The organism is Bosea sp. ANAM02, assembly GCF_011764485.1.
Lineage (GTDB): Bacteria > Pseudomonadota > Alphaproteobacteria > Rhizobiales > Beijerinckiaceae > Allobosea.
Genome location: NZ_AP022848.1, coordinates 1448034 through 1474307, shown reverse-complemented (window position 1 = coordinate 1474307; position 26274 = coordinate 1448034). Strand labels below are relative to the sequence as shown.

At 67.1% G+C, this 26274-nt stretch carries 25 protein-coding genes and 1 other RNA gene; 17 read left to right on the top strand and 9 right to left on the bottom strand.

The window, feature by feature from the left end; genetic code table 11:
• Positions 1-42 precede the first annotated feature (42 nt).
• The gene (gene gpmI / locus OCUBac02_RS07105) at positions 43-1557 is read right to left on the bottom strand and encodes a 2,3-bisphosphoglycerate-independent phosphoglycerate mutase (RefSeq protein ID WP_173044472.1); all 1515 of its coding nucleotides are present in this window, start codon (positions 1555-1557) and stop codon (positions 43-45) included.
• Positions 1558-1673: 116 nt separating this feature from the next.
• On the opposite strand from gpmI, the gene OCUBac02_RS07100 reads away from it, so the two are divergent.
• From OCUBac02_RS07100 to OCUBac02_RS07085, 4 genes are all read left to right on the top strand, one after another.
• The gene (locus tag OCUBac02_RS07100; protein WP_173044470.1) at positions 1674-2423 is read left to right on the top strand and encodes a haloacid dehalogenase type II; all 750 of its coding nucleotides are present in this window, start codon (positions 1674-1676) and stop codon (positions 2421-2423) included.
• 22 nt (positions 2424-2445) lie between these two features.
• Positions 2446-3132, top strand: coding sequence for a glutathione S-transferase family protein (locus OCUBac02_RS07095; protein WP_173044468.1), 687 nt, complete (start codon positions 2446-2448; stop codon positions 3130-3132).
• Positions 3133-3266: 134 nt separating this feature from the next.
• Entirely contained in the window at positions 3267-4940 is a 1674-nt protein-coding gene (locus OCUBac02_RS07090; RefSeq protein ID WP_173044466.1) for a formate--tetrahydrofolate ligase, read from the top strand.
• A gap of 233 nt (positions 4941-5173) precedes the next feature.
• Entirely contained in the window at positions 5174-6934 is a 1761-nt protein-coding gene (locus OCUBac02_RS07085; protein ID WP_173044463.1) for a sensor domain-containing diguanylate cyclase, read from the top strand.
• Positions 6935-7077: 143 nt separating this feature from the next.
• Here OCUBac02_RS07085 and OCUBac02_RS07080 read toward each other — a convergent pair whose 3' ends face one another.
• Positions 7078-8115: an L-idonate 5-dehydrogenase gene (locus OCUBac02_RS07080; RefSeq protein ID WP_173044461.1), complete on the bottom strand. Its 1038-nt coding sequence runs from the start codon at positions 8113-8115 to the stop codon at positions 7078-7080.
• A gap of 262 nt (positions 8116-8377) precedes the next feature.
• On the opposite strand from OCUBac02_RS07080, the gene OCUBac02_RS07075 reads away from it, so the two are divergent.
• On the top strand, positions 8378-9145 hold the full coding sequence (locus OCUBac02_RS07075) for an SDR family oxidoreductase (protein WP_173044459.1): 768 nt from the start codon (positions 8378-8380) through the stop codon (positions 9143-9145).
• A gap of 151 nt (positions 9146-9296) precedes the next feature.
• Here the strand turns inward: OCUBac02_RS07075 and glmM are convergent, their stop codons facing one another.
• The 4 genes from glmM to ybgF form a co-directional block, all read right to left on the bottom strand.
• On the bottom strand, positions 9297-10640 hold the full coding sequence (gene glmM, locus OCUBac02_RS07070; RefSeq protein ID WP_047582309.1) for a phosphoglucosamine mutase: 1344 nt from the start codon (positions 10638-10640) through the stop codon (positions 9297-9299).
• A gap of 321 nt (positions 10641-10961) precedes the next feature.
• Complete coding sequence (gene ftsH / locus OCUBac02_RS07065; RefSeq protein WP_047582843.1) at positions 10962-12887, bottom strand: ATP-dependent zinc metalloprotease FtsH; 1926 nt, start codon at positions 12885-12887, stop codon at positions 10962-10964.
• Between the two features lie 110 nt (positions 12888-12997).
• Entirely contained in the window at positions 12998-14053 is a 1056-nt protein-coding gene (gene tilS, locus OCUBac02_RS07060; RefSeq protein WP_173044457.1) for a tRNA lysidine(34) synthetase TilS, read from the bottom strand.
• Positions 14050-14991 carry a tol-pal system protein YbgF gene (ybgF, locus tag OCUBac02_RS07055; RefSeq protein ID WP_173044455.1) on the bottom strand — a complete coding sequence of 314 codons (942 nt, stop codon included), beginning with the start codon at positions 14989-14991 and terminating at the stop codon, positions 14050-14052. The genes tilS and ybgF overlap by 4 nt, the downstream gene beginning before the upstream one ends.
• Positions 14992-15326: 335 nt before the next feature.
• Here ybgF and ssrS point away from each other — a divergent pair.
• The 3 genes from ssrS to OCUBac02_RS07040 all read left to right on the top strand — a co-directional run bounded on the left by ssrS (position 15327) and on the right by OCUBac02_RS07040 (position 17029).
• Positions 15327-15484, top strand: a non-coding RNA gene (gene ssrS, locus OCUBac02_RS07050) — 6S RNA.
• 12 nt (positions 15485-15496) lie between these two features.
• A complete protein-coding gene (locus OCUBac02_RS07045; protein ID WP_173044453.1) occupies positions 15497-16078 on the top strand; it encodes a 5-formyltetrahydrofolate cyclo-ligase in 582 nt (193 codons plus the stop codon).
• Between the two features lie 132 nt (positions 16079-16210).
• Positions 16211-17029: a TIGR00282 family metallophosphoesterase gene (locus OCUBac02_RS07040; protein ID WP_173044451.1), complete on the top strand. Its 819-nt coding sequence runs from the start codon at positions 16211-16213 to the stop codon at positions 17027-17029.
• 23 nt (positions 17030-17052) lie between these two features.
• Here the strand turns inward: OCUBac02_RS07040 and OCUBac02_RS07035 are convergent, their stop codons facing one another.
• Complete coding sequence (locus OCUBac02_RS07035; RefSeq protein WP_173044450.1) at positions 17053-18408, bottom strand: globin-coupled sensor protein; 1356 nt, start codon at positions 18406-18408, stop codon at positions 17053-17055.
• A 222-nt stretch (positions 18409-18630) separates the two neighbouring features.
• On the opposite strand from OCUBac02_RS07035, the gene OCUBac02_RS07030 reads away from it, so the two are divergent.
• Positions 18631-19377: a YebC/PmpR family DNA-binding transcriptional regulator gene (locus OCUBac02_RS07030; RefSeq protein ID WP_052232134.1), complete on the top strand. Its 747-nt coding sequence runs from the start codon at positions 18631-18633 to the stop codon at positions 19375-19377.
• Between the two features lie 115 nt (positions 19378-19492).
• Here the strand turns inward: OCUBac02_RS07030 and OCUBac02_RS07025 are convergent, their stop codons facing one another.
• Complete coding sequence (locus OCUBac02_RS07025) at positions 19493-20272, bottom strand: sulfite exporter TauE/SafE family protein (protein WP_173044448.1); 780 nt, start codon at positions 20270-20272, stop codon at positions 19493-19495.
• A gap of 162 nt (positions 20273-20434) precedes the next feature.
• Here OCUBac02_RS07025 and ruvC point away from each other — a divergent pair, with 162 nt between their 5' ends.
• The 5 genes from ruvC to OCUBac02_RS07000 all read left to right on the top strand — a co-directional run bounded on the left by ruvC (position 20435) and on the right by OCUBac02_RS07000 (position 23749).
• Complete coding sequence (ruvC, locus tag OCUBac02_RS07020) at positions 20435-20950, top strand: crossover junction endodeoxyribonuclease RuvC (protein WP_173044446.1); 516 nt, start codon at positions 20435-20437, stop codon at positions 20948-20950.
• A gap of 25 nt (positions 20951-20975) precedes the next feature.
• Positions 20976-21593, top strand: coding sequence for a Holliday junction branch migration protein RuvA (gene ruvA, locus OCUBac02_RS07015; protein WP_173044444.1), 618 nt, complete (start codon positions 20976-20978; stop codon positions 21591-21593).
• Positions 21590-22081 (top strand): N-acetyltransferase, encoded by a 492-nt coding sequence (locus OCUBac02_RS07010; RefSeq protein ID WP_052231906.1) that lies wholly within the window; start codon positions 21590-21592, stop codon positions 22079-22081. The genes ruvA and OCUBac02_RS07010 overlap by 4 nt, the downstream gene beginning before the upstream one ends.
• A gap of 23 nt (positions 22082-22104) precedes the next feature.
• Positions 22105-23130 carry a Holliday junction branch migration DNA helicase RuvB gene (gene ruvB, locus OCUBac02_RS07005; RefSeq protein WP_173049395.1) on the top strand — a complete coding sequence of 342 codons (1026 nt, stop codon included), beginning with the start codon at positions 22105-22107 and terminating at the stop codon, positions 23128-23130.
• A gap of 88 nt (positions 23131-23218) precedes the next feature.
• Entirely contained in the window at positions 23219-23749 is a 531-nt protein-coding gene (locus OCUBac02_RS07000; protein WP_173044442.1) for a DUF3828 domain-containing protein, read from the top strand.
• Positions 23750-23772: 23 nt separating this feature from the next.
• Here the strand turns inward: OCUBac02_RS07000 and OCUBac02_RS06995 are convergent, their stop codons facing one another.
• Positions 23773-24285, bottom strand: coding sequence for a hypothetical protein (locus OCUBac02_RS06995; RefSeq protein ID WP_173044440.1), 513 nt, complete (start codon positions 24283-24285; stop codon positions 23773-23775).
• A 127-nt stretch (positions 24286-24412) separates the two neighbouring features.
• On the opposite strand from OCUBac02_RS06995, the gene ybgC reads away from it, so the two are divergent.
• From ybgC to OCUBac02_RS06980, 3 genes are all read left to right on the top strand, one after another.
• Positions 24413-24817 carry a tol-pal system-associated acyl-CoA thioesterase gene (gene ybgC, locus OCUBac02_RS06990; protein WP_280528849.1) on the top strand — a complete coding sequence of 135 codons (405 nt, stop codon included), beginning with the start codon at positions 24413-24415 and terminating at the stop codon, positions 24815-24817.
• A 187-nt stretch (positions 24818-25004) separates the two neighbouring features.
• The gene (locus tag OCUBac02_RS06985) at positions 25005-25661 is read left to right on the top strand and encodes a TetR/AcrR family transcriptional regulator (RefSeq protein WP_173044438.1); all 657 of its coding nucleotides are present in this window, start codon (positions 25005-25007) and stop codon (positions 25659-25661) included.
• Positions 25662-25754: 93 nt separating this feature from the next.
• On the top strand, positions 25755-26216 hold the full coding sequence (locus OCUBac02_RS06980) for a DUF2852 domain-containing protein (RefSeq protein ID WP_047573615.1): 462 nt from the start codon (positions 25755-25757) through the stop codon (positions 26214-26216).
• Positions 26217-26274 lie beyond the last annotated feature (58 nt).

Sequence of the window (26274 nt, the reverse complement as noted above, 5' to 3'; positions counted from 1 at the left end):
TTGCGAAACGGCGCGGGTCCTCCCCGCGCCGTTTTGCTTTCGTCAGCGCAGCAGGGACACACCCGTCATCTCGGCCGGCTGCGCCAGCCCCATCAGCGCGAGCAGCGTTGGCGAAATATCGGCGAGGCGCCCGTCGGCAAGCCCCCTGCCCTGCCCGCCGACCAGCATCAGCGGCACCGGATTGGTGGTGTGTGCCGTATGCGGCTTGCCCGTCGCGGGATCGACCATCAGTTCGGCATTGCCGTGATCGGCCGTGACCAGCAGCGCCCCGCCCTGCCGCGCGATCGCGTCGGCAATGGCGCCCAGGCCCGCGTCGACCGTCTCGACCGCCTTGATCGCGGCTGCCAGCACACCGGTATGACCGACCATGTCGGGATTGGCGAAATTGAGCACGACGAGATCGTAGCGCCCTGAATCGATCGCCTCGACCGCCTTGGCGGTCAGTTCCGGCGCCGACATCTCGGGTTGCAGATCATAGGTCGCGACCTTGGGCGACGGCACCATGACCCGGTCTTCGCCCGGATAGGGCGTCTCCTCGCCGCCGTTGAAGAAATAGGTGACGTGCGGATATTTCTCGGTCTCGGCCATCCGCACCTGCTTGCGCCCGGCCTTGGCCACCGTCTCGCCGAGCCCATTGGCCAGCGTCTGGGCTGCGAACAGCATCGGCATGACCTTGTCGAGCTCGGCGCTGTAGGAGGTCATGCTGACCGCCTTGGCGAGGACCGGCCGGCGCGGCCGGGCGAAACCGGCGAAATCCGGCTCCAGCACGGCGGCGAGGATCTCGCGGATGCGGTCCGAGCGGAAATTGAAGCTGAGCAGACCGTCGCCGTCCTTCATCCCGGCATAGCCGCCGATCGCGGCCGGCAGGATGAACTCGTCGGTGACATCCTCGGCATAGGCCGCGGCGATCGCAGCCTGCGCATCCGGGAAGCGCTCGCCCTCCCCCAGCACCATCGCGCGCCAGGCCTTCTCGACCCGCTCCCAGCGATTGTCGCGGTCCATCGCGTAATAGCGGCCGGAGACGCTGGCGATGGAGGCGCCTGCCGGCAGCGCGGCGGCGAAGGCCCGCACATACTCGGCCGCCGATTGCGGCGGCGTATCGCGCCCATCGGTGAAGACATGGACATGCACGGCGACGCCCTGCGCGGTCAGGATGCGGGCGAGCGCGACCGCATGGTCCTGATGGGCATGAACGCCGCCCGGCGAGACGAGGCCGAGCAGGTGACAGGCGCCGCCGCTCGCCTTCAGCCCGGCCACGAGGCCGGTCGCTTCAAGCGCTGCGGCGATCGAGCCGTCGGCGATCGCCTGGTTGATGCGCGGCAGGTCCTGCATCACCACCCGGCCGGCGCCGAGATTGAGATGGCCGACCTCGGAATTGCCCATCTGGCCCGGCGGCAGGCCGACATCCAGGCCCGACGTGTGCAGGAAGGCATGCGGGTTCGCCGCCCAGAGCCGGTCGAAATGGCGTGTGCTTGCCAGCCTGACGGCGTTGTTCTCGGCCTCCTCGCGCCAGCCCCAGCCATCGAGGATCATCAGCATCACGGGGCGGGGTGGCATCGGCTTGACCTGTCGGCATTTGTGAAAACTGCTTGTGCGGATACCACGCGCCACGCCGCCGATGCGAGTGCTAAGAGAGATGGCAGGCCGCGACGCAACCGCAACGGAGGATCCCGATGTCGATCAAGGCGCTGGTTTTCGATGCCTATGGCACGCTTTTCGACGTCCAGTCGGTCGCCGCCGTCACCGATACCGCCTTCCCCGGCCATGGCGCGACAATCACCCAGATCTGGCGGCTGAAGCAGCTCGAATACACCTGGCTGCGCGCCCTGATGGATCGCTACGAGGACTTCTGGACCGTCACCCGCGATTCGCTCGACTTCACGCTGCGGACGCTCGGCCTCGCCTCCTCGCCCGAACTGGTGGCCAGGGTCGCCGCGGCCTATGACGCGCTCTCGCTCTATCCGGAAGCCCGCTCCGCGCTCGAAGGCCTGGCCTCGTATCGCCTCGCCATCTTCTCGAACGGCAGCCCTGACATGCTGAAGCGGCTCGTCGCCCATGCCGGGATTTCCGACCTGCTGGAAACCGTGATCAGCGTCGACGAGATCGGCATCTACAAGCCCGATCCACGCGGCTACGCCCATGTCGAAAAGCGGCTCGGCCTCGCCCGCGACGAAATTCTCTTCGTCTCCTCGAACGGCTTCGACATCGCCGGCGCCAAGACGCATGGCTTCCATGTCGCCCGTATCGAACGCGTGCCGGCCGGCAGGTTGCGCGACGAGCTCGCGGCAGCCGCGACGATCGATCCGGCATTGATGTTCAAGGCGCTTCGGATGCAGCCCGAGCAGCTCGGCTTCCAGGCCGACGCGACCATTGCGGCCCTGACCGATCTCGTCTCCTATGTCGCCGGACCGAGGCAGGCGTAACGCACCTTGCGAGGAGACCCTGATGATCAAGCTCTACTATCACCCCTCGCCGAACCCGGCGAAGATCGCGCTCTTCCTGGAGGAAGCCGGCCTGCCCTACGAGATGGTGCCGGTCGACACCCGCAAGGGCGATCAGTTCAAGCCGGAATTCCTGGCGATCAACCCCAATGCCAAGACGCCGGCCCTGACCGATGGCGACGTCACCGTCTTCGATTCCAATGCGATCCTGCTCTATCTCGCCGAGAAGACCGGCCAGTTCCTGCCGGAAGACACGCCGAAGGCGCGCGGCGAGATGCTGTCCTGGCTGATGTTCGTCGCGACCGGCATCGGCCCTTATTGCGGACAGGCCGTGCATTTCAGCCGCTTCGCCCCGGAGAAGCTGCCCTATGCCATCAACCGCTATGCCCGCGAGGCGGAGCGCCACTGGGGCATCATCAACGACCTGCTCGCCGACCGCCGCTATATGCTCGGCGAGCGCTACACGCTGGTCGACATGTCGGTCTGGGGCTGGGCGACGCGGCTCTCATTCGCAGTCGGCGAAAACTGGCCGGAGATGTTCCCGCATGTGAAGCGCCATCTCGACGAGATTTCGGCACGCCCTGCCGCGCAACGCGCCGTCTCGCTGAAGGACCAGTTCGCCTTCAAGACCGATGTCGACGCGGAAGCGCGAAAATTCCTGTTCCCGCAGAACGCCCATCTCGCGAGCTGATCCCGGTTTCGCGCCGCCTGTGCATCATGCCAGCCCCGCCGGCAATAGCGCTGGCGGCGGCGAGGTTTTCAGGCCAGTGTCCGCGCGGCCCCGCGCCGGGGAGGCGCGGGCGGGAATAGCCGCCGAGAGGACGAATGCCGACCGATATCGAGATCGCGCGCGTAGCCACGCTGCAGCCCATCGCCACGATCGCCGAAAAGGCGGGCATCCCCTCGGAGGCTCTCAACCCCTACGGCAAGTATATCGCCAAGATCGACACGCAGGCGATCCCCGGCTTCCAGGCGAAGCCGGACGGCAAGCTGATCCTCGTCACTGCGATCAGCCCGACGCCCGCCGGCGAGGGCAAGACCACGACGACCGTCGGCCTCGGCGACGGGCTCTCCCGCATCGGCAAGCGCGCGATGATCGCGCTGCGCGAGCCATCTCTTGGGCCGAGCTTCGGCATGAAGGGCGGCGCCGCCGGCGGCGGCTATGCCCAGGTCGTGCCGATGGAGCAGATCAACCTGCATTTCACCGGCGATTTCCACGCGATCACCAGCGCCCATAACCTGCTGGCGGCGATGATCGACAACCATGTCTACTGGGGCAACGGCCTCGGGCTCGACACCCGCCACATCGCCTGGCGCCGCGTCATGGACATGAACGACCGGGCCCTGCGTTCCATCGTCTCCTCGCTCGGCGGCCCCAGCAACGGCTTCCCGCGCGAGGATGGCTTCGACATCACCGTCGCCTCCGAGATCATGGCGATCTTCTGCCTGGCGCGCGACGCCGCCGATCTGGAGGCGCGCCTCGGCCGCATCGTCATCGGCCGCACCCGCGACAAGCGCCTCGTCACTGCCGCCGACATCAAGGCGACCGGCGCGATGAGCGTCCTGCTCAAGGACGCGCTGATGCCGAACCTCGTGCAGACGCTGGAGGGCACGCCCGCCTTCGTCCATGGCGGCCCTTTCGCCAATATCGCCCATGGCTGCAATTCGGTGATCGCGACCAGGGCCGCGCTGAAGCTCGCCGACTATGTCGTCACCGAGGCCGGTTTCGGGGCCGATCTCGGCGCCGAGAAATTCTTCGACATCAAGTGCCGCAAGGCAGGCCTGAAGCCCGCCGCCGCCGTCGTCGTCGCGACCGTCCGTGCCCTCAAGATGCATGGCGGGGTGGCCAAGGATGCGCTCGGCCGCGAGGACTTGAAGGCGCTGGAAGCGGGGCTCGCCAACCTCACCTGCCATGTCAACAATATCAGGAAATTCGGCGTGCCGCCGGTCGTCGCGATCAACCATTTCACGACCGACACCGCTGCCGAGCATGAGTTGATCCGCAACTATTGCCGCAACCATCTCGGCGTCGAGGCGGTGATCTGCCGGCATTGGGCCGATGGCGGCGCCGGTGCGGAGGAGCTCGCCCGCAAGGTCGCCGCGCTCGCCGACGAGGGCGAGGCCGATTTCGCCCCGCTCTATCCCGAGGCGATGCCGCTGCGGCAGAAGTTGGAGACGATCGCGCGCGAAATCTACGGCGCCGAGAGCGTCGGCGTCGATGCCAAGCTCAAGACCCGTTTCACGGAGCTGGAGGAGGCCGGCTTCGGCGACCTGCCGGTCTGCGTCGCCAAGACCCAGTATTCCTTCTCGGCCGATCCGACCCTGCGCGGCGCGCCGTCCGGCCATATCGTGCCTTTGCGCGAACTCCGGCTTTCGGCCGGCGCCGGCTTCGTGGTGGCGATCTGCGGGGACATCATGACCATGCCAGGCCTGCCGCGCGAGCCGGCGGCCGAGCGCATCCATATCGACGCGCAGGGGCGGATCGAAGGACTATTTTAAACGCTGTCATCCCGTGCGCGCTGCAGCGTGAAACGCTGCGGCGCAGACACGGGACCGTGCGACGAGAAGGTGCCTCTTTCTGAAAACGGTCCCGTGTCTACGTAGCGGCACTTCGCGCCGCAACGCGCACGGGATGACAGCCCGTGCAAATGCCGCTGATCCGTTAGCCGTTCTTAAAGCTTACGCAACGGATCGCTCTCTACCTTGCGCTACCCCGCAAGGAAGCCGATCCGATGAGCCAGGCCGAAACCGGTCTGCCCCGCACGCATAGCCTGAAGGCCCGGGTCATGGGCTGGACGCTCGCCATCCTGGTGGCGATCGCCATTCCGGCCGGCGCGGCCTTCCTCTGGATCGTCGACGCGACCGTGGTGAAGCTCGGCACGCTGGTCGCCGAGAAGCAGATCCTGTTCGATCGCTATCGCGGCCTGGAAGCGCTGATGCGCGAGGTGTCGCTGGCCGAGACCGTCGCCCGCGCGCCCGCGATCGTCGACTGGGCCGAGGACGAGAGCGATCCGGACAAGGCGGAACGCGGCCTCGCCGAGCTGGAGCATTACCGCCAGTCCTTCCGGGACCGCAGCTATTTCACGGTCCTCGCCGGCTCGGGCAACTACTACTTCAACGACAGGGACAACAGCTACGAGCACGCGCGCAAGCGCTACACGCTCTCGGCCAGCAATCCGCGCGACGGCTGGTACTACAAGACCGCCGCGCTCGGCTCCGGCTGCCATCTGAATGTCGACCATGACGACAATCTCCGCGTCACCAAGGTCTGGATCAACTGCATCATCCGCAAGGACAATCGGGTCCTCGGCATCATCGGCACAGGGCTCGACCTGACGCAGTTCATCCGCGAGGTCGTCGACATCCCGCAAACCGGCGTCCAGAGCATGTTCGTCGACCGCAGCGGCGCGGTGCAGGCCCATCGCGACGCGAGCCTCGTCGACTTCCACAGCCTGACCAAGGACATCTCCTCCAAGAAGACGATCTACCAGCTCGTCGACAACGACACGGACCGCTCCCTGCTCGGCCAGATGATCGCCCGCGTCGGCGCCGGCGACGACCTGGTGCAGTCGCGCTTCATGACGGTCGACGGCAAGCGCGTGCTCGTCGGTGTCGGCTATCTCGACCGCCTCGGCTGGTTCAACGTCACGGTGATGGATATCGATCGCATCATCGATCGCAGCCTGTTCCTGCCGCTCGGCCTGCTCTTCGGCGCCGTGCTGCTGGCGGCCGCCGCCCTGATGACCCTGCTGTTCAAGCGCGCCGTGCTGGATCGGCTCGCCCGCGTCGAGCATGCCGCCAGCCATGTCCGCGCCCGCGAGTTCCGCGCCGTCGCGATCGATGCCGGGCGCGACGAGATCGGCCGGCTGTCGCAGGCCTTCGGCACGATGGCGCGGAGCATCGAGGAGAACACCGCCCGGCTCGAGGAGGCCGTGCGCGAGCGGACCGAACAGCTCGAGCGCCTTGCCCATGCCGATCCGCTGACCGGGGTCTTCAACCGCCGCGGCTTCGAGCGTGCCTTCGCGAAAAGCCGCGGCCGTGCCGGGCGCACCGGACATCAGGCTGGCCTGCTTCTCGTCGATCTCGACAATCTCAAGCCGCTCAACGATCGCCACGGCCATCAGAGCGGCGACGCGGTCATCGCCGAGCTCGCACACCGCATGACGACGCTGCTGCGAGACCGCGACATCTGTGCCCGCTGGGGCGGCGACGAGTTCATCCTGCTGCTCGACCATGTCGATCGCGACGACTTGTCGGCCATCGCGGCGGGAATCGTGGCAGCCGCTGCGGAACGCCCCGTCACCCTAGACAGCGGCCTGCCCGTCTCCGTCAGCACCAGCATCGGCGCGACCCTGCTGGAACCCGAAGACACGCTCAACGAAGCCGCCAGCCGGGCCGACGAGGCGCTCTATGTCGCCAAACGCAACGGCCGCAACGGCTTCGCCGTCAGCCCCCCGGAGGAGCTGCCCCTGCGTCGGCGCAGCAGCGGCTGAAGCCTGTCATCCCGTGCGCGCTGCGGCGTAGAATGCCGCTGCGCAGACACGGGACCGTCATCAGGAAAGGCGCCTCCTTCGGAACACGGTCCCGTGTCTGCACCGCGGCACTTCGCGCCGCAGTGCGCACGGGATGACAGGCTTCAGGCGAAGTCGAGCTGGACCTTGATCGCCCTCGACTTGTCGGCGGCGAGATCGAAGGCCTCCACCGCCCGGTCGACCGGTATCGACGCCGTCAGCAGCGGCGAAAGATCGATCGAACCCGACCCGATCATCGCCACAGCCCAATCGAACTCCTCATGGAAGCGGAAGGAGCCGCGCAGGTCGAATTCCTTGGCGACGACGACGTTCATCGGCAGGGTGAACTGACCGCCGACGCCGATCTGGACGATGACGCCGCCCGGCCGCACCACGTCGAAGGCGCCGGTCAGCGCATGCTGGTTGCCGGAAGCCTCGAACATCACGTCGAAGGCGCCCTTCTCCGCGCCGTATTCGGCCTTGAGCCGCTCCGGATCGGCCGCGACATTGACCGTCGCCGTCGCGCCCATCTTGCGCGCAATCGGCAATGGCCCGTCGACCACATCGGTCGCGACGATCTCGGAGGCGCCCGCAGCCTTGGCGGCAAGGACGGTGAGCGCGCCGATCGGCCCCGCCCCCGTCACCAGCACGCGCTTGCCGAGCAGCGGCCCGGCCCGCTTGGCGGCATGAAGGCAGACCGAGAGCGGCTCGGCAAAGGCGGCCTCGGCCGCCGTGACGCGCGGCGCCACCTTCACCGCCTGCCGCTCCTCGACCACGAGCACGTCGCGGAAGCCCCCCTGCACATGCGGGAAGCGCATCGCCGAGCCGTAAAACAGCATGTCGGTGCAGTGCTGCTGCAGCCCCATCTGGCAATAGCGGCAATGGCCGCAGGCGCGGCTCGGATTGACCGCGACGCGATCCCCCGGCTTCACCCGCGAGACCTCGCCTCCGATCGCCTCGACCCGGCCGGCGATCTCATGGCCGAGGATCATCGGTTCCCGCACGCGAATCGTGCCGAACCCGCCATGCAGATAGTAATGCAGGTCCGAACCACAGATGCCCCCGGCCTCGATCCGCACGCGCACGTCGCGCGACCCGAGCTCGGGCGCGGTGGTCGGCTCGACCCGCAGATCCTTCTCGGCATGGATGACGACGGCCCGCATGGTGGTTCTCCCTGGTCGGCGCGGCCGGTTTTCCCGAGCCCTCATCCTGAGGAGCCGCGGAACGCGGCGTCTCGAAGGATGCTCCAGAGTGCACTGGAACATCCTTCGAGACGCGGGTTCAAGCCCGCTCCTCAGGATGAGGGCCGAGAACGTGAAGCGCCTTTCCGTGGTTGTCTAATCGATTGAAAACTGCTTACCGAGAGAGGCAGGCTTTGCGCAAACCAAATTTGCCCAATCACCAGCCACTCTGCGAGGATACGCCATGTCGCTGTCACTGTTCAGTCTCGAAGGCAAGATCGCGCTTGTCACCGGCTCGGGCCAGGGCATCGGCCTCGCGCTCGCGGAGGGCCTGTCCGATGCGGGCGCCCATGTCGTGCTGAACGGCCGCGACAAGGCGAAGCTGGACAGGGCGCAGCAGGCGCTCGCGGCTGCCGGCCGCAAGGCCTCCATCGCTCCTTTCGACGTCACCGACCAGAACGCGGTCGAGGCCGGTATCGCCATGATCGAGGCCGAGATCGGCCCGATCGATATCCTGATCAACAACGCCGGCATGCAGAAGCGCGCGCCGATCACGGAATTCCCGGTCGAAGGCTGGCACGAGGTGATCAACACCAACCTGCATTCGGTGTTCTACGTCACCCAGGCCGTGACGAAGCGCATGGTGCCGCGCAGGCGCGGCAAGATCATCAGCATCGGCTCGGTGATGAGCGAGCTCGGTCGCGCCACCATCATCCCCTACACGGCCTCCAAGGGCGCGGTGAAGATGATGACGCGGGGCCTCGCCGCCGAACTCGGCAAGCACAATATCCAGGCCAACGCCATCGGCCCCGGCTATTTCGCGACCGAGATCAACGCCGCGCTGATCGCCGACGAGGCTTTCTCGAGCTGGGTCTGCAGCCGTACGCCGGCCGGGCGCTGGGGCGAGACGAAGGAACTGGCGGGAGCCGCGATCTTCCTGTCCTCGGCGGCCTCGGACTACGTCAACGGCCACCTGCTGATGGTCGATGGCGGGCTCACCACGGTGGTGTGAATCCGTTTGGCCCCAATTATCATCCCGGGCGCAGCGAAGCGAAGACCCGGAATCCATTCCGGAACGGTTCAGGCATGGTTTCCGGATCGGCGCGGCTTTGCCGCTTGTCCGGGATGACCAGCGTTTTCGTTAAACCGGAAACCCGTGCCTATCAGGCCGCGGCCTTGGTCACAGCCTCGACGACATCGTCGACCGCGCGTTCGACCAGATCGCGGTCGTCGCCCTCGGCCATGACGCGGATCACCGGCTCGGTGCCGGAGGGGCGGATGACCAGGCGGCCGCCCTCGCCCAGAAGCTGCTTCGCCGCCTCGATCGCGCTGACCACCGGCTTCTCCTCCAGCGGACGCCCCTTCTTGTAGCGCACGTTCTTGAGGATCTGCGGCAGCGGCTCGAAGCAGTGGCAGACTTCGGAGACCGGCTTGTCCATCCGCTTGACCACGGCGAGCAACTGCAGCGCCGCCACGAGCCCGTCACCGGTCGTGCCGAAATCCGACAGGATGATGTGGCCGGACTGCTCGCCGCCGAGATTGAAGCCGTGATTGCGCATGTGCTCCAGCACATAGCGGTCGCCGACGGCCGTGCGCGCCAGCGAGAGACCGAGCCCGGCCAGGTAGCGTTCCAGCCCGAGATTGGACATGATCGTCGCGACGATGCCGGGCGCCGAGAGCCGGCCATCCTCAAGCCAGGAGCGCGCGATCACCGCCATCAACTGGTCGCCGTCGACGATCTGGCCCTGCTCGTCGACGATCAGCACGCGGTCGGCGTCGCCGTCGAGCGCGATTCCGACATCGGCGCGCAACTCCCTGACCTTCGCCACGAGCGTCGCCGGATGGGTCGAGCCGACATCGCGGTTGATGTTGAACCCGTCGGGCTCGTCGCCGATGGTGATGACCTCGGCGCCGAGCTCCCAGAGGGCTTCCGGCGCCACCTTGTAACCGGCGCCGTTGGCGCAATCGAGCACGATGCGCAGGCCTTCCAAGCTCATGTTGCGCGGCATGGTACGCTTGGCAAACTCGACATAGCGCGCATCGGCGCTGTCGATGCGCTTGGCCCGGCCGAGCTTCGGCGAGGCCGACAGACGCGGGGTCAGGTCGCCGTCGATCAGTCCCTCGATCTCGCGCTCGACCTCGTCGTTGAGCTTGTAGCCGTCAGGGCCGAACAGCTTGATGCCGTTATCCTCATAGGCGTTGTGCGAGGCCGAGATCATGACGCCGAGATCGGCGCGCATCGAGCGCGTCAGCATCGCCACCGCCGGCGTCGGCATCGGGCCGAGCAGCATCACGTCCATGCCGACCGAGGTGAAGCCCGCAACCATGGCATATTCGATCATGTAGCCGGAAAGGCGGGTATCCTTGCCGATCACCACCCGGTGGCGATGCTCGCCGCGGCGGAAGGCGAGTCCGGTGGCCTGGCCGACCTTCAGGGCGAGGTCCGGCGTGATGACGCCGTTCGCCCGCCCGCGAATGCCGTCCGTACCAAAATATTTGCGCGTCATCGTCTTCGGTTCCGAGGGGCGGATCGCGCCCGTTTCGGGCGTTCTATAGCCAAAAAACCTTTCCGCCTTCTCACAAATTATGACGGAGCGTGACAGGGGGTTCGGCAGCCTCCACGGTCCCGACAGAGGCGGTGTCATCCCGGGCGACCGAAAGGCGACCCGGGATCCATTCCGGAGCGTTGCCGAACGAGGTTCAGGCATGGATCCCGGATCGGCGCCGCTTCGCGGCTTGTCCGGGATGACGGCGGGAGGTGAATAGCGACAGACCAGAAAAAGGGCGGCCTCTCGACCGCCCTTCATGTCTTCCTGCCAAAGGCGACCTCAGGCCTGCGGCTGCGGCTCCATGCCGGCATCCGGCTCGCCGCGCTTGCGGCCCTTGCCGGCGCTCGGCACGGCCGAACCGCGCGGGGCATGCGGCGTGTCGTCGAGATCGCGCGAAGGACGCTTGCCGGCGATCAGGTCGCGGATTTCCTCGCCGGTCAGCGTCTCGAACTCGAGCAGCGCCTCGGCCACCTGGACGAACTCCTCGTGATGCTTCGTCAGGATTTCCTTGGCGTCGCGATAGCCTTCGTCGACGAGGCGCTTAACCTCGGCGTCGATCTTCTGCGCGGTCGCCTCGGAGAGCGACTGACTGCGACCCATCGACATGCCCAGGAACACCTCTTCCTGATTGTCGCCATAGGCGACCATGCCGAGCTCGTCCGAATAGCCCATCTGCGTGACCATGGCCTTGGCCATCTTGGTCGCCTGCTGGATGTCGCCCGTCGCGCCGGAGGTGATGTTCTCCTTGCCGAAGGTGATCTCCTCCGCCACGCGCCCGCCCATGGCGACCGCGAGCTGCGAGGTGAACTCCTTGTACTTCATCGAGTAGCGATCGCCCTCCGGCAGGAACTTGACCATGCCGAGCGCGCGACCGCGCGGGATGATGGTTGCCTTGTGGACGGGAACGCCGGCCGGCACGTAGAGGCCGACGATGGCGTGGCCGGCCTCGTGATAGGCGGTCAGCTTCTTCTCCTCCTCGGACATGGCCATCGACTTGCGCTCCGCGCCCATCATGACCTTGTCCTTGGCATCTTCGAACTCCGCATGGGTGACCATGCGCTTGCCGCGGCGGGCGGCGAGCAGCGCCGCCTCGTTGACGAGGTTCATCAGATCCGCGCCGGAGAAGCCGGGCGTGCCGCGGGCGAGCACCTTTAGGTCGACATCCGGCGCCATCGGCACCTTGCGGACATGGACGCGCAGGATCTTCTCGCGGCCGGCGACATCCGGGTTCGGCACGACGATCTGGCGGTCGAAGCGGCCCGGACGCAGCAGCGCGGGGTCAAGCACGTCGGGACGGTTGGTCGCGGCGATGATGATCACGCCCTCGTTCGGCTCGAAGCCGTCCATCTCGACGAGGAGCTGGTTCAGCGTCTGCTCGCGCTCGTCATTGCCGCCGCCGAGGCCGGCGCCGCGATGACGGCCGACCGCGTCGATCTCGTCGATGAAGATGATGCAGGGCGCGTTCTTCTTGGCCTGCTCGAACATGTCGCGCACGCGGCTGGCGCCGACGCCGACGAACATCTCGACGAAGTCGGAGCCCGAGATGGTGAAGAACGGCACGTTGGCCTCGCCCGCGACGGCGCGCGCCGTCAGGGTCTTACCCGTACCGGGAGGACCGACGAGCAGCACGCCGCGCGGGATGCGCCCGCCCAGCCGCTGGAACTTCTGGGGATCGCGCAGAAACTCGACGATCTCCTGCAGGTCCTCCTTGGCCTCGTCGATGCCGGCGACATCCTCGAAGGTGACGCGGCCATGCGCCTCGGTCAGGAGCTTGGCCTTCGACTTGCCGAAGCCCATAGCCCGGCCGGCGCCGTTCTGCATCTGGCGGGACATGAAGATCCACAGGCCGATGAAGATGACGAAGGGCAGCGAATTGACCAGCAGCGCCATGAACCAGGGCGTGCCTTCCGACGGCGCCTTGGCCGAGACCTGCACACCCTTCTGGGCCATCGTCTTCAACAGGTTCGGATCGCCATAGGGCGCATAGGTCACGAAGGCGCGACCATCCGAGAACGAGCCGGAAATCTCCTGGCCGGCAACGACGACGTTCGACACGCGTCCGGCCTCGGCCTCGTTGATCAGCTGGCTGTAGGGGATTTCGTTGGTGCTGGCACGCTGGCTCGGGCTCTGGAACAGAGTGACGAGTGCCAGAACCAGCAGGAAGATCACCACCCAGAGGGCGAAATTGCGAAAATTCGGGTTCATTCCCTATCCGATCGGGCCTGCCGGACCAACCGGATGAGGCCATAGTTTCCCGATGATCAATTTAGGTGTCGCGCAGGCCGTTGCCAAGGGAAAGCAATGACGCGGCAACACTATGACGCCGAAGAGTGAATGCCGCGTCTGCGCGGCGGCTCCGTCTGCAGCGTGAGAACGCCGTCGCGGCCGAGCGAGAGAATGCAACCCGCCAGCGTCCGCCGCAGGGTCGAGCCGGTGCGCGCCGCCGCGATCAGAACCCCGCCACAGGCCTCCAATCGTTCCAGCCGGCCATATCCCTCGCTGCCCGGCACGACCGCATCGAGCGCCTGCGACAGCACCCGCAGTACGATCTCTTCGGGCTCCGAGAGGAGTGCGGACAAACGCAGGCGCAGGCCGCTATCCACTGTCCCATGCGGCAACAGCACCTCTGCGAGCACTATGCCGGCACGATGCGCGGCGGCCTCGTTCAGGCGCGCCATTCGCTCGGCCAGATGGCCAAGCCGCTCCGCCGTCAGGCCCTGCTCCGCCAGAACCGGCATCGCCTCGCGCCAGCGCACGCGTTCGAAGCGGCGATCGCCGTTGCTGGGGTCGTGGATGAACGGCAGTCCCCGCGCTTCGGCCGTCGCGACGAGCCGCGCCTTCGAAAGGCCGAGCAGCGGCCTGACCAGCGTAATGCCGTTGACCTCGCTGCGCGCCCGCATGCCCGCAAGCCCCGACGGGCCCGAGCCATGGGCAAGCCGCATCAGGAGCGTCTCGGCCTGATCGTCGAGCGTATGGGCCGTGACCAGCGTCGCGCCGCCGAGCCGTCTCGCTTCGTTGGCCAGCAGGGCGTAGCGGGCACGCCGTGCCTCGGCTTGCACGCGGCTCGCGGGCTTCAAGCCCTCCCAGCGCAAGGTCGCATGGCCGACGCCGAGTTTCGCACAGATCGCAGCCACGGCGGCGGCCTCCTCGGCCGATTCCGGGCGCAGGCCATGATCGACGGTCGCGGCATGGAGGGACGGCCTGTTGGGCATCCGGGCCCAATCAGCCAGAAGCGCCAGCAGCGCCACGGAATCCGGCCCGCCGGAGACGGCCACGAGCAGGGCCGCCTCCCGCGACAGCCCCGCAAGCACAACGCCGGCCTCGACGGACGAGACCGGCGCGATATCGTCCTCGATCGGGGCCGCGCTCAAGCGCAGCCGGAACGGCGGCGTTCGCGCGCGACGCCCTGGCGCACGGAATTGGGGGCGGAGGGATAGTCGATGCCGACCTTGGCATAGGTCGCGCAGGCCTGTTCCTTGGCGCCGAGCCCGTTGAGCGACATGCCGAGCTTGAGCAGGCTTTCAGGCGCCTTGGACGCTTTCGGCGCCCCCTGTGAGATCTTCAGGAACTGCTCGGCCGCCTCGCGATAGCGCTGGCGCTGGAGATAGCTCTCGCCGAGCCAATACGTCGCGTCGACGGCCAGCCGGTCACGCGGATAGCTTTGCAGGAACTGGCGGAAACCCATCTCGGCCTGCTCGTATTCCTTGCGCTGAAGCGAGGCGAAGGCGAGGTCATAGGCCTCCCTGGCGCTCTGTGGACCGCTCGCCGCGGCGACGCTCGCGCCGCGCGGCCGGTCCTGTGGCAGCGCCCCTTGCGGCACCTGGCGCCCGACGCCCTGCAGGTCGAGCGGCTGGCCCGTCGCCGGGCCGCCGACATAATCATCCTCGATGATCCCGGCGATCGCGCCGCCGCCACCGAGCGGCTGCGGCGCGCCGGCCGCGCCCTGCTGCGTCGTCGGATCGAAGGCGTCGCCGCGGCGATGGCGCTGCGGCGTTCCCCCGGCAGGCGGCGCGCCCGCCGGGCCGGGCGCAGCCGTATTCGGACGCCCGCCGCCTTTCTCGTTCAGGCGGAAATCGACGTCTTCCTGGAACTTGCGAAGCTGCTCGGAGAGCCGCCGGTTCTCGAACTGGAGCTGCTCGATCTGGCCGGACATCTGGCGGAGCTGGTTTTCCAGCCGCGTCGTGCGGACCAGCAGGTCGGCCGCATCCTGCGCCGCGGCTGGCACCACGCCGCCGGCCAGCGCGGCGGAGAGTGCCAAAGCGGCAAGCCCCGGGCGGGAGAGATGGCGGGCTAGGAGTGAACGAAGCATCGTTGAAACCGGTTTCCTTGCATGTCGCGCGCGTCTTTATAACATCAGCGCACCACGGCCAAAATATGAACGTTTTCATGGCTGGCCCGATCGCCGGGCACGTCGCCGGTCAGGGGGCTCGTCTGGGGCTTTTCAGCCTTCATCCTGAGGAGCGGGCCGAAGGTCCGCGTCTCGAAGGATGCTCCAGATGTCTCTGGAACCTGCTGGAGCATCCTTCGAGACGCCATTTCTATCGAAATGGCTCCTCAGGATGAGGGCTCGAACTGCTGAGGATTTCGCGCCGTCCTTCGCAAACACCACTGGCGCTTTGCCGGCGACCTCCCTACATTGGCGAAGCGGGGCTGCCTGGTGCGTGAGAGACAGCATTCCCCGGGCCCATACGACTCCCTAGGGAGCTGTCCCTGACCGGATCCATCGGAACCGGACACACGGCGCCCACCTACTTTAGTAGGTGTCCCGGGATTCAAAACTCCACGGCCGAGGTGGCTCCGCAGCCCTTATGACGATGACGTCCGCCACGCAGGTGATACCTTCCCCGCGCAAAGCGGTGCTCCGCGCGGAGGCCCTCGCCCGTCGCGACGCTCTCGATCTCGACAACCGGCTCGAGTGGGATGCCGAGATTGCCGCGCGTGCCCTCGCCCTCCCCGCCTGGAAGGACGGCCCCGGCCCGGTCTCGGCCTATTGGCCGATGCGATCGGAGGCCGATCCCCGCCCGATCCTCGAAGGGCTGCATGAGCGCGGATTGCCGCTTTGCCTGCCCGCGATCGTCGAGAGGCGTATGATTTTCCGGCACTGGGCGCCCTATGAGCCGATCGTGCCCGGCGGCTTCGGCACGCTCGTCCCCGCCCCCGACCAGCCGGAGGTCAGGCCCGCGATCCTGCTCGTCCCGCTCGCAGCCTTCGACCGGCGCGGCTACCGCATCGGCTACGGCAAGGGCTACTACGACCGCGCCCTCTCGGAGCTCGGTCCGACGGTCAGCATCGGCATCGGCTATGCCGCGCAGGAGATCGACGCCGTCCCCCACGAGCCGCATGACAGGCGTCTCGACTGGATCGTGACCGAGCGCGAAACTCTTCGTTGCGGTTGATTCCGCTGGGCATTCGAGCAAGGGAAGACGGAAAGCTGTCTTTACACAGCCCTCATCCTGAGGAGCGGACTTAAAGTCCGCTCCTCAGGATGAGGGCTCTCGTAGCGATAGCGCTATGCGTTCGGAGTCTTCATGCGTCTTCTCTTCCTCGGTGACATCGTCGGCCGCCCCGGCCGGATTGCGGTTCAGGAGCGGCTGCCCGCCCTGCGCGAGGCCTGGAAGCTCGACTGTGTGGTCATCAACGGCGAGAACTCCGCCGGCGGCTTCGGCATCACCGAGGCGATCTGCGACGAAATCCTCGCCGCCGGCGCCGATGCCGTGACTCTCGGCAACCATTCCTGGGACCAGCGCGAGGCGCTCGTCTTCATCGCCCGGCAGGACCGGCTGATCCGCCCGGCCAATTATCCGCCCGGCACGCCCGGCCGCGGCGCCACCGTGATCGAGGCCCGCAACGGCGCCCGCGTGCTCGTCGTCAACGTCATGGGCCGGCTGTTCATGGACCCGCTCGACGATCCCTTCGCCGCGGTCGAGCGCGAGCTCTCGGCCTGCCCGCTCGGCGAGGTCGCCGACGCCGTCATCGTCGACGTCCATGCCGAGGCGACCAGCGAGAAACAGGCCATGGGATATTTCCTCGACGGCCGCGCCAGCCTCGTCGTCGGCACGCATACCCATGCGCCGACCTCGGACACGCGCATCCTGCCCGGCGGCACGGCCTACCAGTCCGATGCCGGCATGTGCGGCGATTACGATTCCGTGCTCGGCATGCAGAAGGACGAGCCGGTGCGCCGCTTCCTGCAGAAGGTGCCGGGCGCGCGCCTCGAGCCGGCGACCGGCGAGGGCACGCTCTCCGGCATCGCCGTCGATGTCGACGATGCGACGGGTTTGGCGAAGGCGGCCTGGGCCGTGCGCGTCGGCCCGCATCTCAGCGAGGCGCTGCCGGGCTGGGGCTAATCACCCGGAGCCGCCGGACATCTTCAGATGGCGCGCTGCTGGCGGACCAGGTCGTCGAATGCACTGTTCAGGCTCGCCGCTTGCCGCGACAGGGCTCCTGCGACGTCGAGCACGTCGTGCACCGCCTTGCCGGCCTGCTGGGCACTGTCGCTCAGCGCCAGGATGGTTTCGGCATTGGCCTGCGTGCCCATCGCCGCCTGATCCGCACTGCGGGCGATCTCCTGCGTGGCGGCACGCTGTTCGTCGATACTGGCCGCGACCGTGCTCGCGATGCCGTTCACCTGGCTGGCGAAGGTGACGATGCTCTCGATCGCCGCGACCGCCTCCCGCGTCGCCGCCTGCATGGCGGGAACCTGGGCCGCGATCTCATCCGTGGCTTTCGCGGTCCGGGACGATAGCTGTTTCACCTCCGTCGCGACGACCGCGAAGCCCCGCCCGGACTCGCCGGCGCGCGCCGCCTCGATCGTCGCGTTGAGCGCGAGAAGATTGGTCTGGCTGGCGATGGTCTGGATCATCTCGACGACGGAGCCGATGGTTTCCGCCGAATGCGCCAGGCTTTTGACGATCGCGTCGGTCTTCTGGGCGGCGGCATGCGCCTCATGCGCCATGGTCGAGGCCCGCACCACCTCCACCGCGACATGGTCGAGCGAGATCGACAATTCGTTCGTCGCCGTCGCGACATTGCTGACATTGTCCGAAGCATCGCCGGCCGCACCGACCGCGCGCTCGGCCTGCGCGCTGGTCTCGCCCACCACGTTCTCCACCGAGGCGGCAAGACGCTCCACCTTGCCGGCGCTGGCATTCACAGCACCGACCACTTCCCGGACCGTGACCTCGAAAGTCTCGATCTGGTGGCGCGTGCGGTCACGGCTCTCCTGCTGGACGACGGAATAGGTCTCCAGCAGCAATTCGAGATCGAGCTGCGTCGCCTTCGACAGTGCCGTGCGCGTCGCCATCCGGCGATCGAGCTCGCGCCTCCGCCAAAGCCGGGACAATCCCATCATGCTCTGACGGTCCAGGCCGAGTTCGACGATGATGGCGTTCGAGACGATCGCATGGCAGATCACCACGGCATGGACCGGTACGCCGTGCTCGTGGAACACGCTCGCCAGACTATGGGCCGATTCGGTGTAGCCTTCGCGAAGGTCGCCGGATGCGAGCCTGATCCAGTGCGACAGCCGCCGCTCATGCACATCGGGCTGCCGAAGGGCCTGCGCGATCTCCGGCCAGGGGGCGAACTGGTCGTGCAGGTTTTCCAGCAGATGCGGCAGACGGCCGCGAGCGAAGTCCGAGAGCGAACCGAGAAGAACGATGTCCTCGTCGAATATCCGGAATGCGCGGAATCGATGTTCCTGCGCGGCGATGGAATTGGATGTCACGGCTTCGCAGGCTTTGAGGAGGACGGCGTGGCGGGTGAAGCCATCATGCCGCGCCGTGGCAAAGAATGACTTAACGTCCTGTTCACTCCGATTCGGGCCGTGACCGACGACAGGCGCTTGCCTGCCGCGGAAACCGGCGCCTATAAGGCCGACCGATCGCCTGTGGTGCGCACCGCAGGCAATATTCCATGGTTCCATCTCATCAAAGGGCAGCGAGTTCCCATGGCCGGCCATTCACAGTTCAAGAACATCATGCACCGCAAGGGCAAGCAGGATGCCGTGCGCTCCAAGCTGTTCTCGAAACTGGCCCGCGAGATCACCGTCGCCGCCAAGATGGGCATGCCCGACCCGAACATGAACCCGCGCCTGCGCATGGCCGTGCTTGCCGCGCGCGCCGAGAACATGCCGAAGGACAATATCCAGCGCGCCATCAACAAGGCCGCCGGCGGCGAAGGCGACAATTATGACGAGGTCCGCTACGAGGGCTACGGCCCGGGCGGCGCCGCCGTCATCGTCGAGGCGCTGACCGACAACCGCAACCGCACCGCCTCCGCCGTGCGCTCCTATTTCACCAAGTCGGGCGGCGCGCTCGGCGAAAGCAATTCCGTGTCCTTCATGTTCAACCGCGTCGGCGAGATCAGCTATCCGCCGGAGGCGGGCGATGCCGACAAGCTGATGGAAGCCGCGATCGAGGCCGGCGCAGACGACGTGATCTCGGACGAGAACGGCCACACCATCCTATGCGCCTTCGACGCGCTGAACGAGGTTTCCAAGGCACTGGAAGCTTCGCTCGGCGCTCCCGCCTCGGCCAAGCCCGTCTGGCGCCCGACCACGACCGCCCCGCTCGATGAGGAGAAGGCCGGCTCGATGATGCGTCTGATGGAAGCCCTCGACAACGACGACGACGTCCAGAACGTCTTCGCCAATTTCGAGATTGCCGACGACATCATGGCCAAGCTCAGCGCCTGATCTTGAAACACGTCATTCTCGGGCGAAGCGAAGCGCAGACCCGGGAATCTCTCACAGGAAGAGGCGCCCTTTCGTCCTGAGATGCCCGGGTCAAGCCCGGGCATGACGATCTCCGTCACCGCCCGATCACGACATCCCACAGCGGCAGGCTGATCAACGCGCTGAGGAAGATCACCAGATAGGCCCCGCGCCGGAACGTCTCCTCCGAGGCCAGCCGGAAGCCATGCGTGCCGGCCCAGAGCCCGGCGCCGTAGACCGCGAAGAGCGGAACCGCCATCGTCAGCGCGCCGAGCGTCAGAATCCCCTTCGACCACAGGACCGCGCCGCTGATCAGCGTCGAGACGCCGAAGAAGGTCTGCAGATTGGCCCGCGTCTTGTGCCGGTCGTTGCGTTGCGCACCGAGCCAGAACACCGCGAGCGGCATGCCGCCGATCGAGGCCATGCCGTTGAACAGCCCCGACAGGGCCCCGACGCCGAGCGAGAGCGTGATCGTCGGTCGCCCGTGATAGCGCCAGCCCGACGCCATCAGCCCGACCGCGATCAGCACGAGCGAGGCCAGCACCCAGCGCATCGTCTCGCGATCGAGCCAGATCAGCAGCCAGATGCCGGCCGGCAGTGCCAAAGTCGCCGTCAGCAGCAGCGGCAGGATCTCGCGCCATTCGGCCGTCCTGGCGCTGCGCGCCGCGATCGGCAGCGCGAAAGGCAGGTCGATGAACCAGATCAGGCCGAGCGCCGCGACCGGTCCGAGCACGACCGAGGCCAGCGGCATGAACACCATGGCGAAACCGAAGCCCGTGAAGCCGCGGACCAGCCCGCCGAGCAGCGTCGCGGCCAGCAGAACGGCGATGCCGTCGGCGCTGACGCCCGGCATGAAGGAAGACAGGATCGAGGACATGGAGCCGGCCGGAGACGAAAGATGCTGCGAACCATGCCCGCAGGCCGGCGGCAAGAACAACTTTCCTTTTTGATGTCATCGATCAGGGGAATTCATCCAGCCCGAACCTGCCCGCGTCTCGACGCGGGACAAATCCGAAACATCCGCTAGTTTGCAGGCATCATGGCTCCTCCGATTCGCATCCTCGGCATCGATCCCGGCCTCCGCAAAACCGGCTGGGGCATCGTGATTTCGGAAGGCAGCAAGCTCTCCTTCGTCGCCTGCGGCTGCATCGAGAGCGACGGCACCCTCTCGCTCGGCGAGCGCCTGCGGCAATTGCACGAAGGCCTGAACAAGGTCCTCGCCGCGCATCGCCCGCATGAGGCCGCCGTGGAAGAGACCTTCATCAACCGCGACCCGCAATCGGCGCTGAAGCTTGGCCAGGCCCGCGGCATCGCGCTGGTCGTGCCGGCGCTCGCCGGGCTCGATGTCGCGGAATACGCCGCCAATCTCGTCAAGAAGACCGTGGTCGGCGTCGGCCATGCCGACAAGAAGCAGGTCCAGGCGATGATCCGCGTGCTGCTGCCCAAGGCCGAGACCTCCTCGGCCGATGCCGCGGACGCGCTCGCCGTCGCGATCTGCCATGCCCAGCATCGCGGCATGAAGGCGCTGGTCGCACAGATGCGCGTGGCGGGTTGATGAAGACGGCCGAGGGAACGAGACGATGATCGGCAAGCTCAAGGGCCTGATCGATTCCTATGGCGAGGACCACGTCATCATCGACGTCCAGGGCGTCGGCTATGTCGTGCAGTGCTCGGCGCGCACGCTCCAGCGCCTGCCCCAGCCGGGCGAGGCGGCCGCGCTCTCGATCGAGACCCATGTCCGCGAGGACGCGATCCGCCTCTACGGCTTCATGTCCGATGTCGAGCGCGACTGGTTCCGCCTGATGCAGGTCGTGCAGGGCGTCGGCGCCAAGGTCGCGCTCGCGATCCTCTCGACGCTCGATCCCGGCGCGCTCGCCACCGCCATCACCACCAACGACAAGGCCGCGATCGCCCGCGCACCCGGCGTCGGCCCGAAGCTCGCGCAGCGCCTCTGCGCCGAACTCAAGGACAAGGCCCCGGCCTTCGGCCATATCGATCCGGGCGTCGTGCAGCTCTCCGGCGCGCTAGAGGACCGGAAGCTGCCGCAGCCGATCGCCGACGCCGTGTCGGCGCTCGCCAATCTCGGCTATCCTCAGGCGCAGGCGGTCGCCGCCGTGGCTGCTGCCGCCAAGACCGCCGGCGATGGTGCCGGCACGGCCCAGTTGATCAAGCTGGGCCTGAAGGAACTGGCGAAGTGAGCGAGGAGCCAGACGAGCTTCAATTGCGCGTCGTCACCGACAAGACCGAGCTCTGCCGCATCATGCTGGCGAGCTGGGGCTCGCAGAGCATGATGATCGACCTGCACGTCTATGACGTCGCCGAGATCGACGCGCTCGGCCTCTACGAACCTTCCGGCCGCACGGCCGCGCTGGCGAGCTGGACGCTCCGGGGCGAAAATGCCTATCTCTGCGCGCTCCACTCGCTCAGGCCCGGCGAAGGCGTCGCGATCCGGATGCTCGACGCCGTCATCTTCGCGGCGCGCAAGGCCGGTGCCAGGACGCTCAAGGCGATGCTGACCAATGACAACATGCCGGGCATGACCTTCTACCAGCGCCGTGGCTTTCGCCTCTCGGGGCTTTATCTCGAAGCGATCGACGCCTATCGCTCGGTCGTGCCTGATATCATCAAGACGGGGTACAAGGACATTCCGATCCACGACGCCATCGAGCTGGAGATCGCGCTGTGAGCGAACCCAAGCGCTCCAGCCTGATGACGGCCGAACGCCGCGACGACGACAGCGAGACCTCGCTGCGTCCGTTGTCGCTCGCCGATTTCACCGGCCAGGCGGCGGCGCGCGCGAATCTGCAAGTTTTCATCAATGCTGCCAGAACCCGCGGCGACGCGCTCGACCATGTGCTCTTCGTCGGCCCGCCCGGCCTCGGCAAGACGACGCTGGCGCAGATCGTGTCGCGCGAGCTCGGCGTCAATTTCCGCTCGACCTCCGGCCCGGTCATCGCCAAGGCCGGGGACCTCGCCGCCCAGCTCACCAATCTCGAAGAGCGCGACGTGCTCTTCATCGACGAGATCCACCGCCTGAACCCGGCGGTCGAGGAAATCCTCTATCCAGCGATGGAGGACTACCAGCTCGACCTGATCATCGGCGAAGGCCCGGCGGCGCGCTCGGTCAAGATCGACCTGCCCAAGTTCACGCTCGTCGGCGCCACCACCCGCGCCGGCCTCCTGACCACGCCGCTGCGCGATCGCTTCGGCATCCCGATCCGCCTGCAATTCTACACGGTCGAGGAATTGCAGGGCATCGTCGCGCGCGGCGCCCGCGTGCTCGGCGTGCCAATGTCGGACGACGGCGCCAATGAGATCGCCAAGCGCTCCCGCGGCACGCCGCGCATCGCCGGGCGCCTGCTCCGCCGCGTGCGCGACTTCGCCATCGTCGACGGCGACCCGATCGTCACCCGCAAGGTCGCCGACAAGGCGCTCTCGCTGCTCGATGTCGACGCCATCGGCCTCGACCAGATGGACCGGCGCTATCTCACTACGGTGGCGGTCAATTTCGGCGGTGGCCCGGTCGGGATCGAGACCATCGCCGCCTCCCTCTCCGAGCCGCGCGACGCGATCGAGGAGATCATCGAGCCCTTCCTGCTGCAGCAGGGCTTCATCCAGCGCACCCCGCGCGGGCGCCTGCTCACGCCGCACGCCTTCCGCCATCTCGGCATGCCCGAGCCCTCGCGCGAGACCGCGCAGTTCGGCCTGTTCGGCAGCGACGAGGATGGCGAATAGGCCGGATCATCGTCCCGCATATGAAGGATGCAAGCCTCGCATCCTTCCCGCTTGATCGCATCGGATCGTTCGCTTTCGGAGCCCACGCATGTCAGCCTCCCGCTTCGCCGCATCGGCTTTGCTCGCGATCGGCCTGCTCGGCGCCGGCGCCGCATCCGCTGCCGATACCACGCCGGACGGACCGGTGAAGGATGCCTATGCGATCACGGTGAAGACGCTGGCCGCCTCGGGCGAACCGCCCTGGCGCCCGCCACATCGCGACAGGCTGATGAGCAGGAGCCTCGCAGCGCTCTTTGCCCGCGACGACCTCTATCAGGACGAGGCCGGCGAGATCGGCCATATCGGCGCCGATCCCTTCATCAACGGCCAGGACGGCGAGGTGAAGAACCTCAAGGTCGCCATCGTCGAGAAGCCCACAAACGGCCGTGCCCTGGTCAGTGCCGCCTTCCGCAGCTTCAAGCAGCCGGTCACGGTGCGCTTCCGCATGGTCGAGGAAGGCGGCGGCTGGCGCATCGACGACATCGTCAACCGCTTCGAGGGCAAGGATTACTCCGTCCGCGCCGAGCTGTCGAAGCCCTATGACTGCGGTTCCTTCATGGGCAAGCCCTGCAAGCGCTGAGTGCCTGCAGGGCTGGATTGCCGCTACGACTGCCGGGCGATCTTCGATCGCATCATCGCCGGCCGGGCCCCGGCATCCTTCAGCGCGCCGGATTTGCCCGCTTTCGGATTCTCGACCGGGCGCATGCCCTTGCTCGCGGTCCGACTGGCGGGCCGCTCGGCCGCAAGCTGCCGCTGCTTGAGAGCGAGCGCCTTGCGCGCGAGGCTGCGCTGGCTTGGCAGCTTTGCCTTCTCCTCGCGGCGCGTCCGCTCGGCACCGACACGCTTCAGCGCCGCCGTCAGCGCATCGGCCTTCGCCTTGGTGCCAGTGTTGTCGGTCGCCGCCTTGGCGCCCTTCGGCTCGGCCTTGCCGCGCATCTCGCGCTTCTGGCGCCGCGCTCCCTCGCGCGCCTTGTCGCGGCGCTCGCGCAGCTTGCCGGCGAGGTCGCGCAACGCATCGTCCGGGAGCGCACCGATCGCCCCGCGCTGAGTGCTGGCGACGAGATCGGCCTCGGCCTTGTCGAGCAGCCTCGCGGTCGCCTTGCTGGATTGCGCCATGACAGGTCCTCCCTTGTTGAGATCACGCCATCGGGAACGCTGTTCCGGCAGAGCAGTTCCAGCCTTTCCGAAGCCGCATCTCCTGGTTTATGGCAGCTTCAGCCGTTCGAAACCGCTCCGGAGCGCCATGAGCAAGGTCCATCGCATCGAGGTCCGCGTCTATTACGAGGACACTGATTTCTCCGGCGTTGTCTATCACGCCTCCTATCTTCGCTTCATGGAACGCGGTCGCACCGAGCTGATCCGCGCGCTCGGCGTCGAGCAGCGGGAGCTCTTCGACGGCGAGACGGCGCTCGGCTTCGCGGTGCGCAGGATGACGATCGATTTCCTGCGGCCGGCCATGATGGATGACCTGCTGACGGTCGAGACCCGCTCGATCGCGGCCCGTGGCGCCACGATGGACCTCGAACAGCGCGTGCTGCGGGGCGAGGATGTGCTGATCACGGCGCAGGTCATGGTCGCCTGCGTCGGCGGCGGACGCGCCCGGCGCATTCCCGACGGCCTGCGCAAGCGCCTGATGCTCGACGCGTGAGAAGATCGGTCACCCGAAGCCCTCATCCTGAGGAAGCCCGAAGGGCTGTCTCGAAGGATGTTCCCGGTGGCTTCGGAACCATCTGGAGCATCCTTCGAGACGCAAGCTTTGCTTGCTCCTCAGGATGAGGGCTTGTTGTTGCGCCTGACAGTCGACGCAAGCCCACCCGCATGTTAGCGCTCCTTACATGAGCTGGAAGCGCGACCGCCCCGAGACACCCCGCGGCTATCACCACGGCAACCTCAAGGAGGAGCTGGTGAAGGCCGCGCTCGGGCTGATCGGCGAGAAGGGCCCGAACGGCTTCACCTTCGCCGAGGCGGCGCGCATGGCCGGCGTCAGTCCTGCTGCGCCGTACCGCCATTTCCGCGACCGCGACGAGCTCCTGGCCGATGTCGCCGCGCGTGGCTTCCAGGCTTTCGAGGCGGCCCTGTCGCGCGCCTGGGACCAGGGCAGGCCCGATCCCGAGACCGCCTTCCACCGGCTCGGCCGCGCCTATCTGACCTTCGCCCATGACGAGCCCGCCTATTATTCGGCAATGTTCGAGGCCGGCGTGCCGCTCGATGCCAGCCCGGAACTGCGCGCCGCGGCAGACCGCGCCTTCGCCGGCCTGCGCCAGGCCTCCGAGGCGCTGATCGCACAATTGCCGCAGGGCAAGCGCCCGCCCGCCCTGATGATGGCCCTGCATGTCTGGGCGATGTCGCATGGCGTCGCCGCCCTGTTCGGCCGCGCCGATGGCGGGCGGCGCCCCCTGCCGATGTCGGCCGCCGAGCTGCTGGAAGCCGGCATGCTGATCTATCTCCAGGGCCTCGGCATCGGCCGCAACGGCCCCTCTACGCCCGGCTGATTCATTTCCGCAGACCGGCTTCTTGACAAGCGGCAGGGTCGGGAGCATCTATGTAAATGTGATTTACATTCACGTTGGTTCAGTGAGGGAGCAATGCCGATCGTCGAGAAGCTGGATGAATATGGGAGGGGTGCCTGGATCGCCTTCGCGGTTCTCGGCTTCATCCTGTTCTGGCCGTTGGGTCTTGCGACCCTGGCCTTTCTTTTCTGGAGTGGACGCATGGGTTGTGGATATGCCGGAGACCGGTACGAGCACCGGATGAACCGCCTGCAGGGCAAGATGGACCGCCTGCGCGAGCGCATGACCGGCCGCGAGGGTCGTTTCGGCGGCGGCTTCGGTGGTTGGGGTGGCCGCGGCGGCCCGACAAGCGGCAACCGCGCCTTCGACGAGTATCGCGAAGAGACGCTGCGCCGGCTCGAGGACGAGCAGCGCGAGTTTCACGACTTCCTGGGCCGCCTGCGCATGGCCCGCGACAAGGCCGAGTTCGATCAATTCATGAACGAGCGCCGCAACAACCCGCCGGCCAACAGCCCGGCCCAGCCCGACGCGGCCTGACCCGTCGGTTCGATCAGGACAGGCCCGCCCCTCACTGGGGCGGGCTTTTTCTTGGCTG

Bases quoted from the DNA above. Each gene is read 5' to 3' on its own strand.
- OCUBac02_RS07080 (WP_173044461.1), bottom strand. From the start codon at position 8,115: ATGCGGGCCGTCGTCATCCATGCCGAGAAGGATCTGCGGGTCGAGCCG.
- OCUBac02_RS07025 (WP_173044448.1), bottom strand. From the start codon at position 20,272: ATGTCCTCGATCCTGTCTTCCTTCATGCCGGGCGTCAGCGCCGACGGC.
- OCUBac02_RS07095 (WP_173044468.1), top strand. From the start codon at position 2,446: ATGATCAAGCTCTACTATCACCCCTCGCCGAACCCGGCGAAGATCGCG.
- glmM (WP_047582309.1), bottom strand. From the start codon at position 10,640: ATGACGCGCAAATATTTTGGTACGGACGGCATTCGCGGGCGGGCGAAC.
- OCUBac02_RS06995 (WP_173044440.1), bottom strand. From the start codon at position 24,285: ATGGCGCAATCCAGCAAGGCGACCGCGAGGCTGCTCGACAAGGCCGAG.
- OCUBac02_RS07045 (WP_173044453.1), top strand. From the start codon at position 15,497: ATGACGTCCGCCACGCAGGTGATACCTTCCCCGCGCAAAGCGGTGCTC.
- OCUBac02_RS06985 (WP_173044438.1), top strand. From the start codon at position 25,005: ATGAGCTGGAAGCGCGACCGCCCCGAGACACCCCGCGGCTATCACCAC.
- OCUBac02_RS07100 (WP_173044470.1), top strand. From the start codon at position 1,674: ATGTCGATCAAGGCGCTGGTTTTCGATGCCTATGGCACGCTTTTCGAC.
- OCUBac02_RS07075 (WP_173044459.1), top strand. From the start codon at position 8,378: ATGTCGCTGTCACTGTTCAGTCTCGAAGGCAAGATCGCGCTTGTCACC.
- OCUBac02_RS07085 (WP_173044463.1), top strand. From the start codon at position 5,174: ATGAGCCAGGCCGAAACCGGTCTGCCCCGCACGCATAGCCTGAAGGCC.
- ftsH (WP_047582843.1), bottom strand. From the start codon at position 12,887: ATGAACCCGAATTTTCGCAATTTCGCCCTCTGGGTGGTGATCTTCCTG.
- OCUBac02_RS07090 (WP_173044466.1), top strand. From the start codon at position 3,267: ATGCCGACCGATATCGAGATCGCGCGCGTAGCCACGCTGCAGCCCATC.
- ruvA (WP_173044444.1), top strand. From the start codon at position 20,976: ATGATCGGCAAGCTCAAGGGCCTGATCGATTCCTATGGCGAGGACCAC.
- ruvB (WP_173049395.1), top strand. From the start codon at position 22,105: ATGACGGCCGAACGCCGCGACGACGACAGCGAGACCTCGCTGCGTCCG.
- gpmI (WP_173044472.1), bottom strand. From the start codon at position 1,557: ATGCCACCCCGCCCCGTGATGCTGATGATCCTCGATGGCTGGGGCTGG.
- OCUBac02_RS07040 (WP_173044451.1), top strand. From the start codon at position 16,211: ATGCGTCTTCTCTTCCTCGGTGACATCGTCGGCCGCCCCGGCCGGATT.
- OCUBac02_RS07030 (WP_052232134.1), top strand. From the start codon at position 18,631: ATGGCCGGCCATTCACAGTTCAAGAACATCATGCACCGCAAGGGCAAG.
- OCUBac02_RS06980 (WP_047573615.1), top strand. From the start codon at position 25,755: ATGCCGATCGTCGAGAAGCTGGATGAATATGGGAGGGGTGCCTGGATC.
- ybgF (WP_173044455.1), bottom strand. From the start codon at position 14,991: ATGCTTCGTTCACTCCTAGCCCGCCATCTCTCCCGCCCGGGGCTTGCC.
- OCUBac02_RS07000 (WP_173044442.1), top strand. From the start codon at position 23,219: ATGTCAGCCTCCCGCTTCGCCGCATCGGCTTTGCTCGCGATCGGCCTG.
- ybgC (WP_280528849.1), top strand. From the start codon at position 24,413: ATGAGCAAGGTCCATCGCATCGAGGTCCGCGTCTATTACGAGGACACT.
- ruvC (WP_173044446.1), top strand. From the start codon at position 20,435: ATGGCTCCTCCGATTCGCATCCTCGGCATCGATCCCGGCCTCCGCAAA.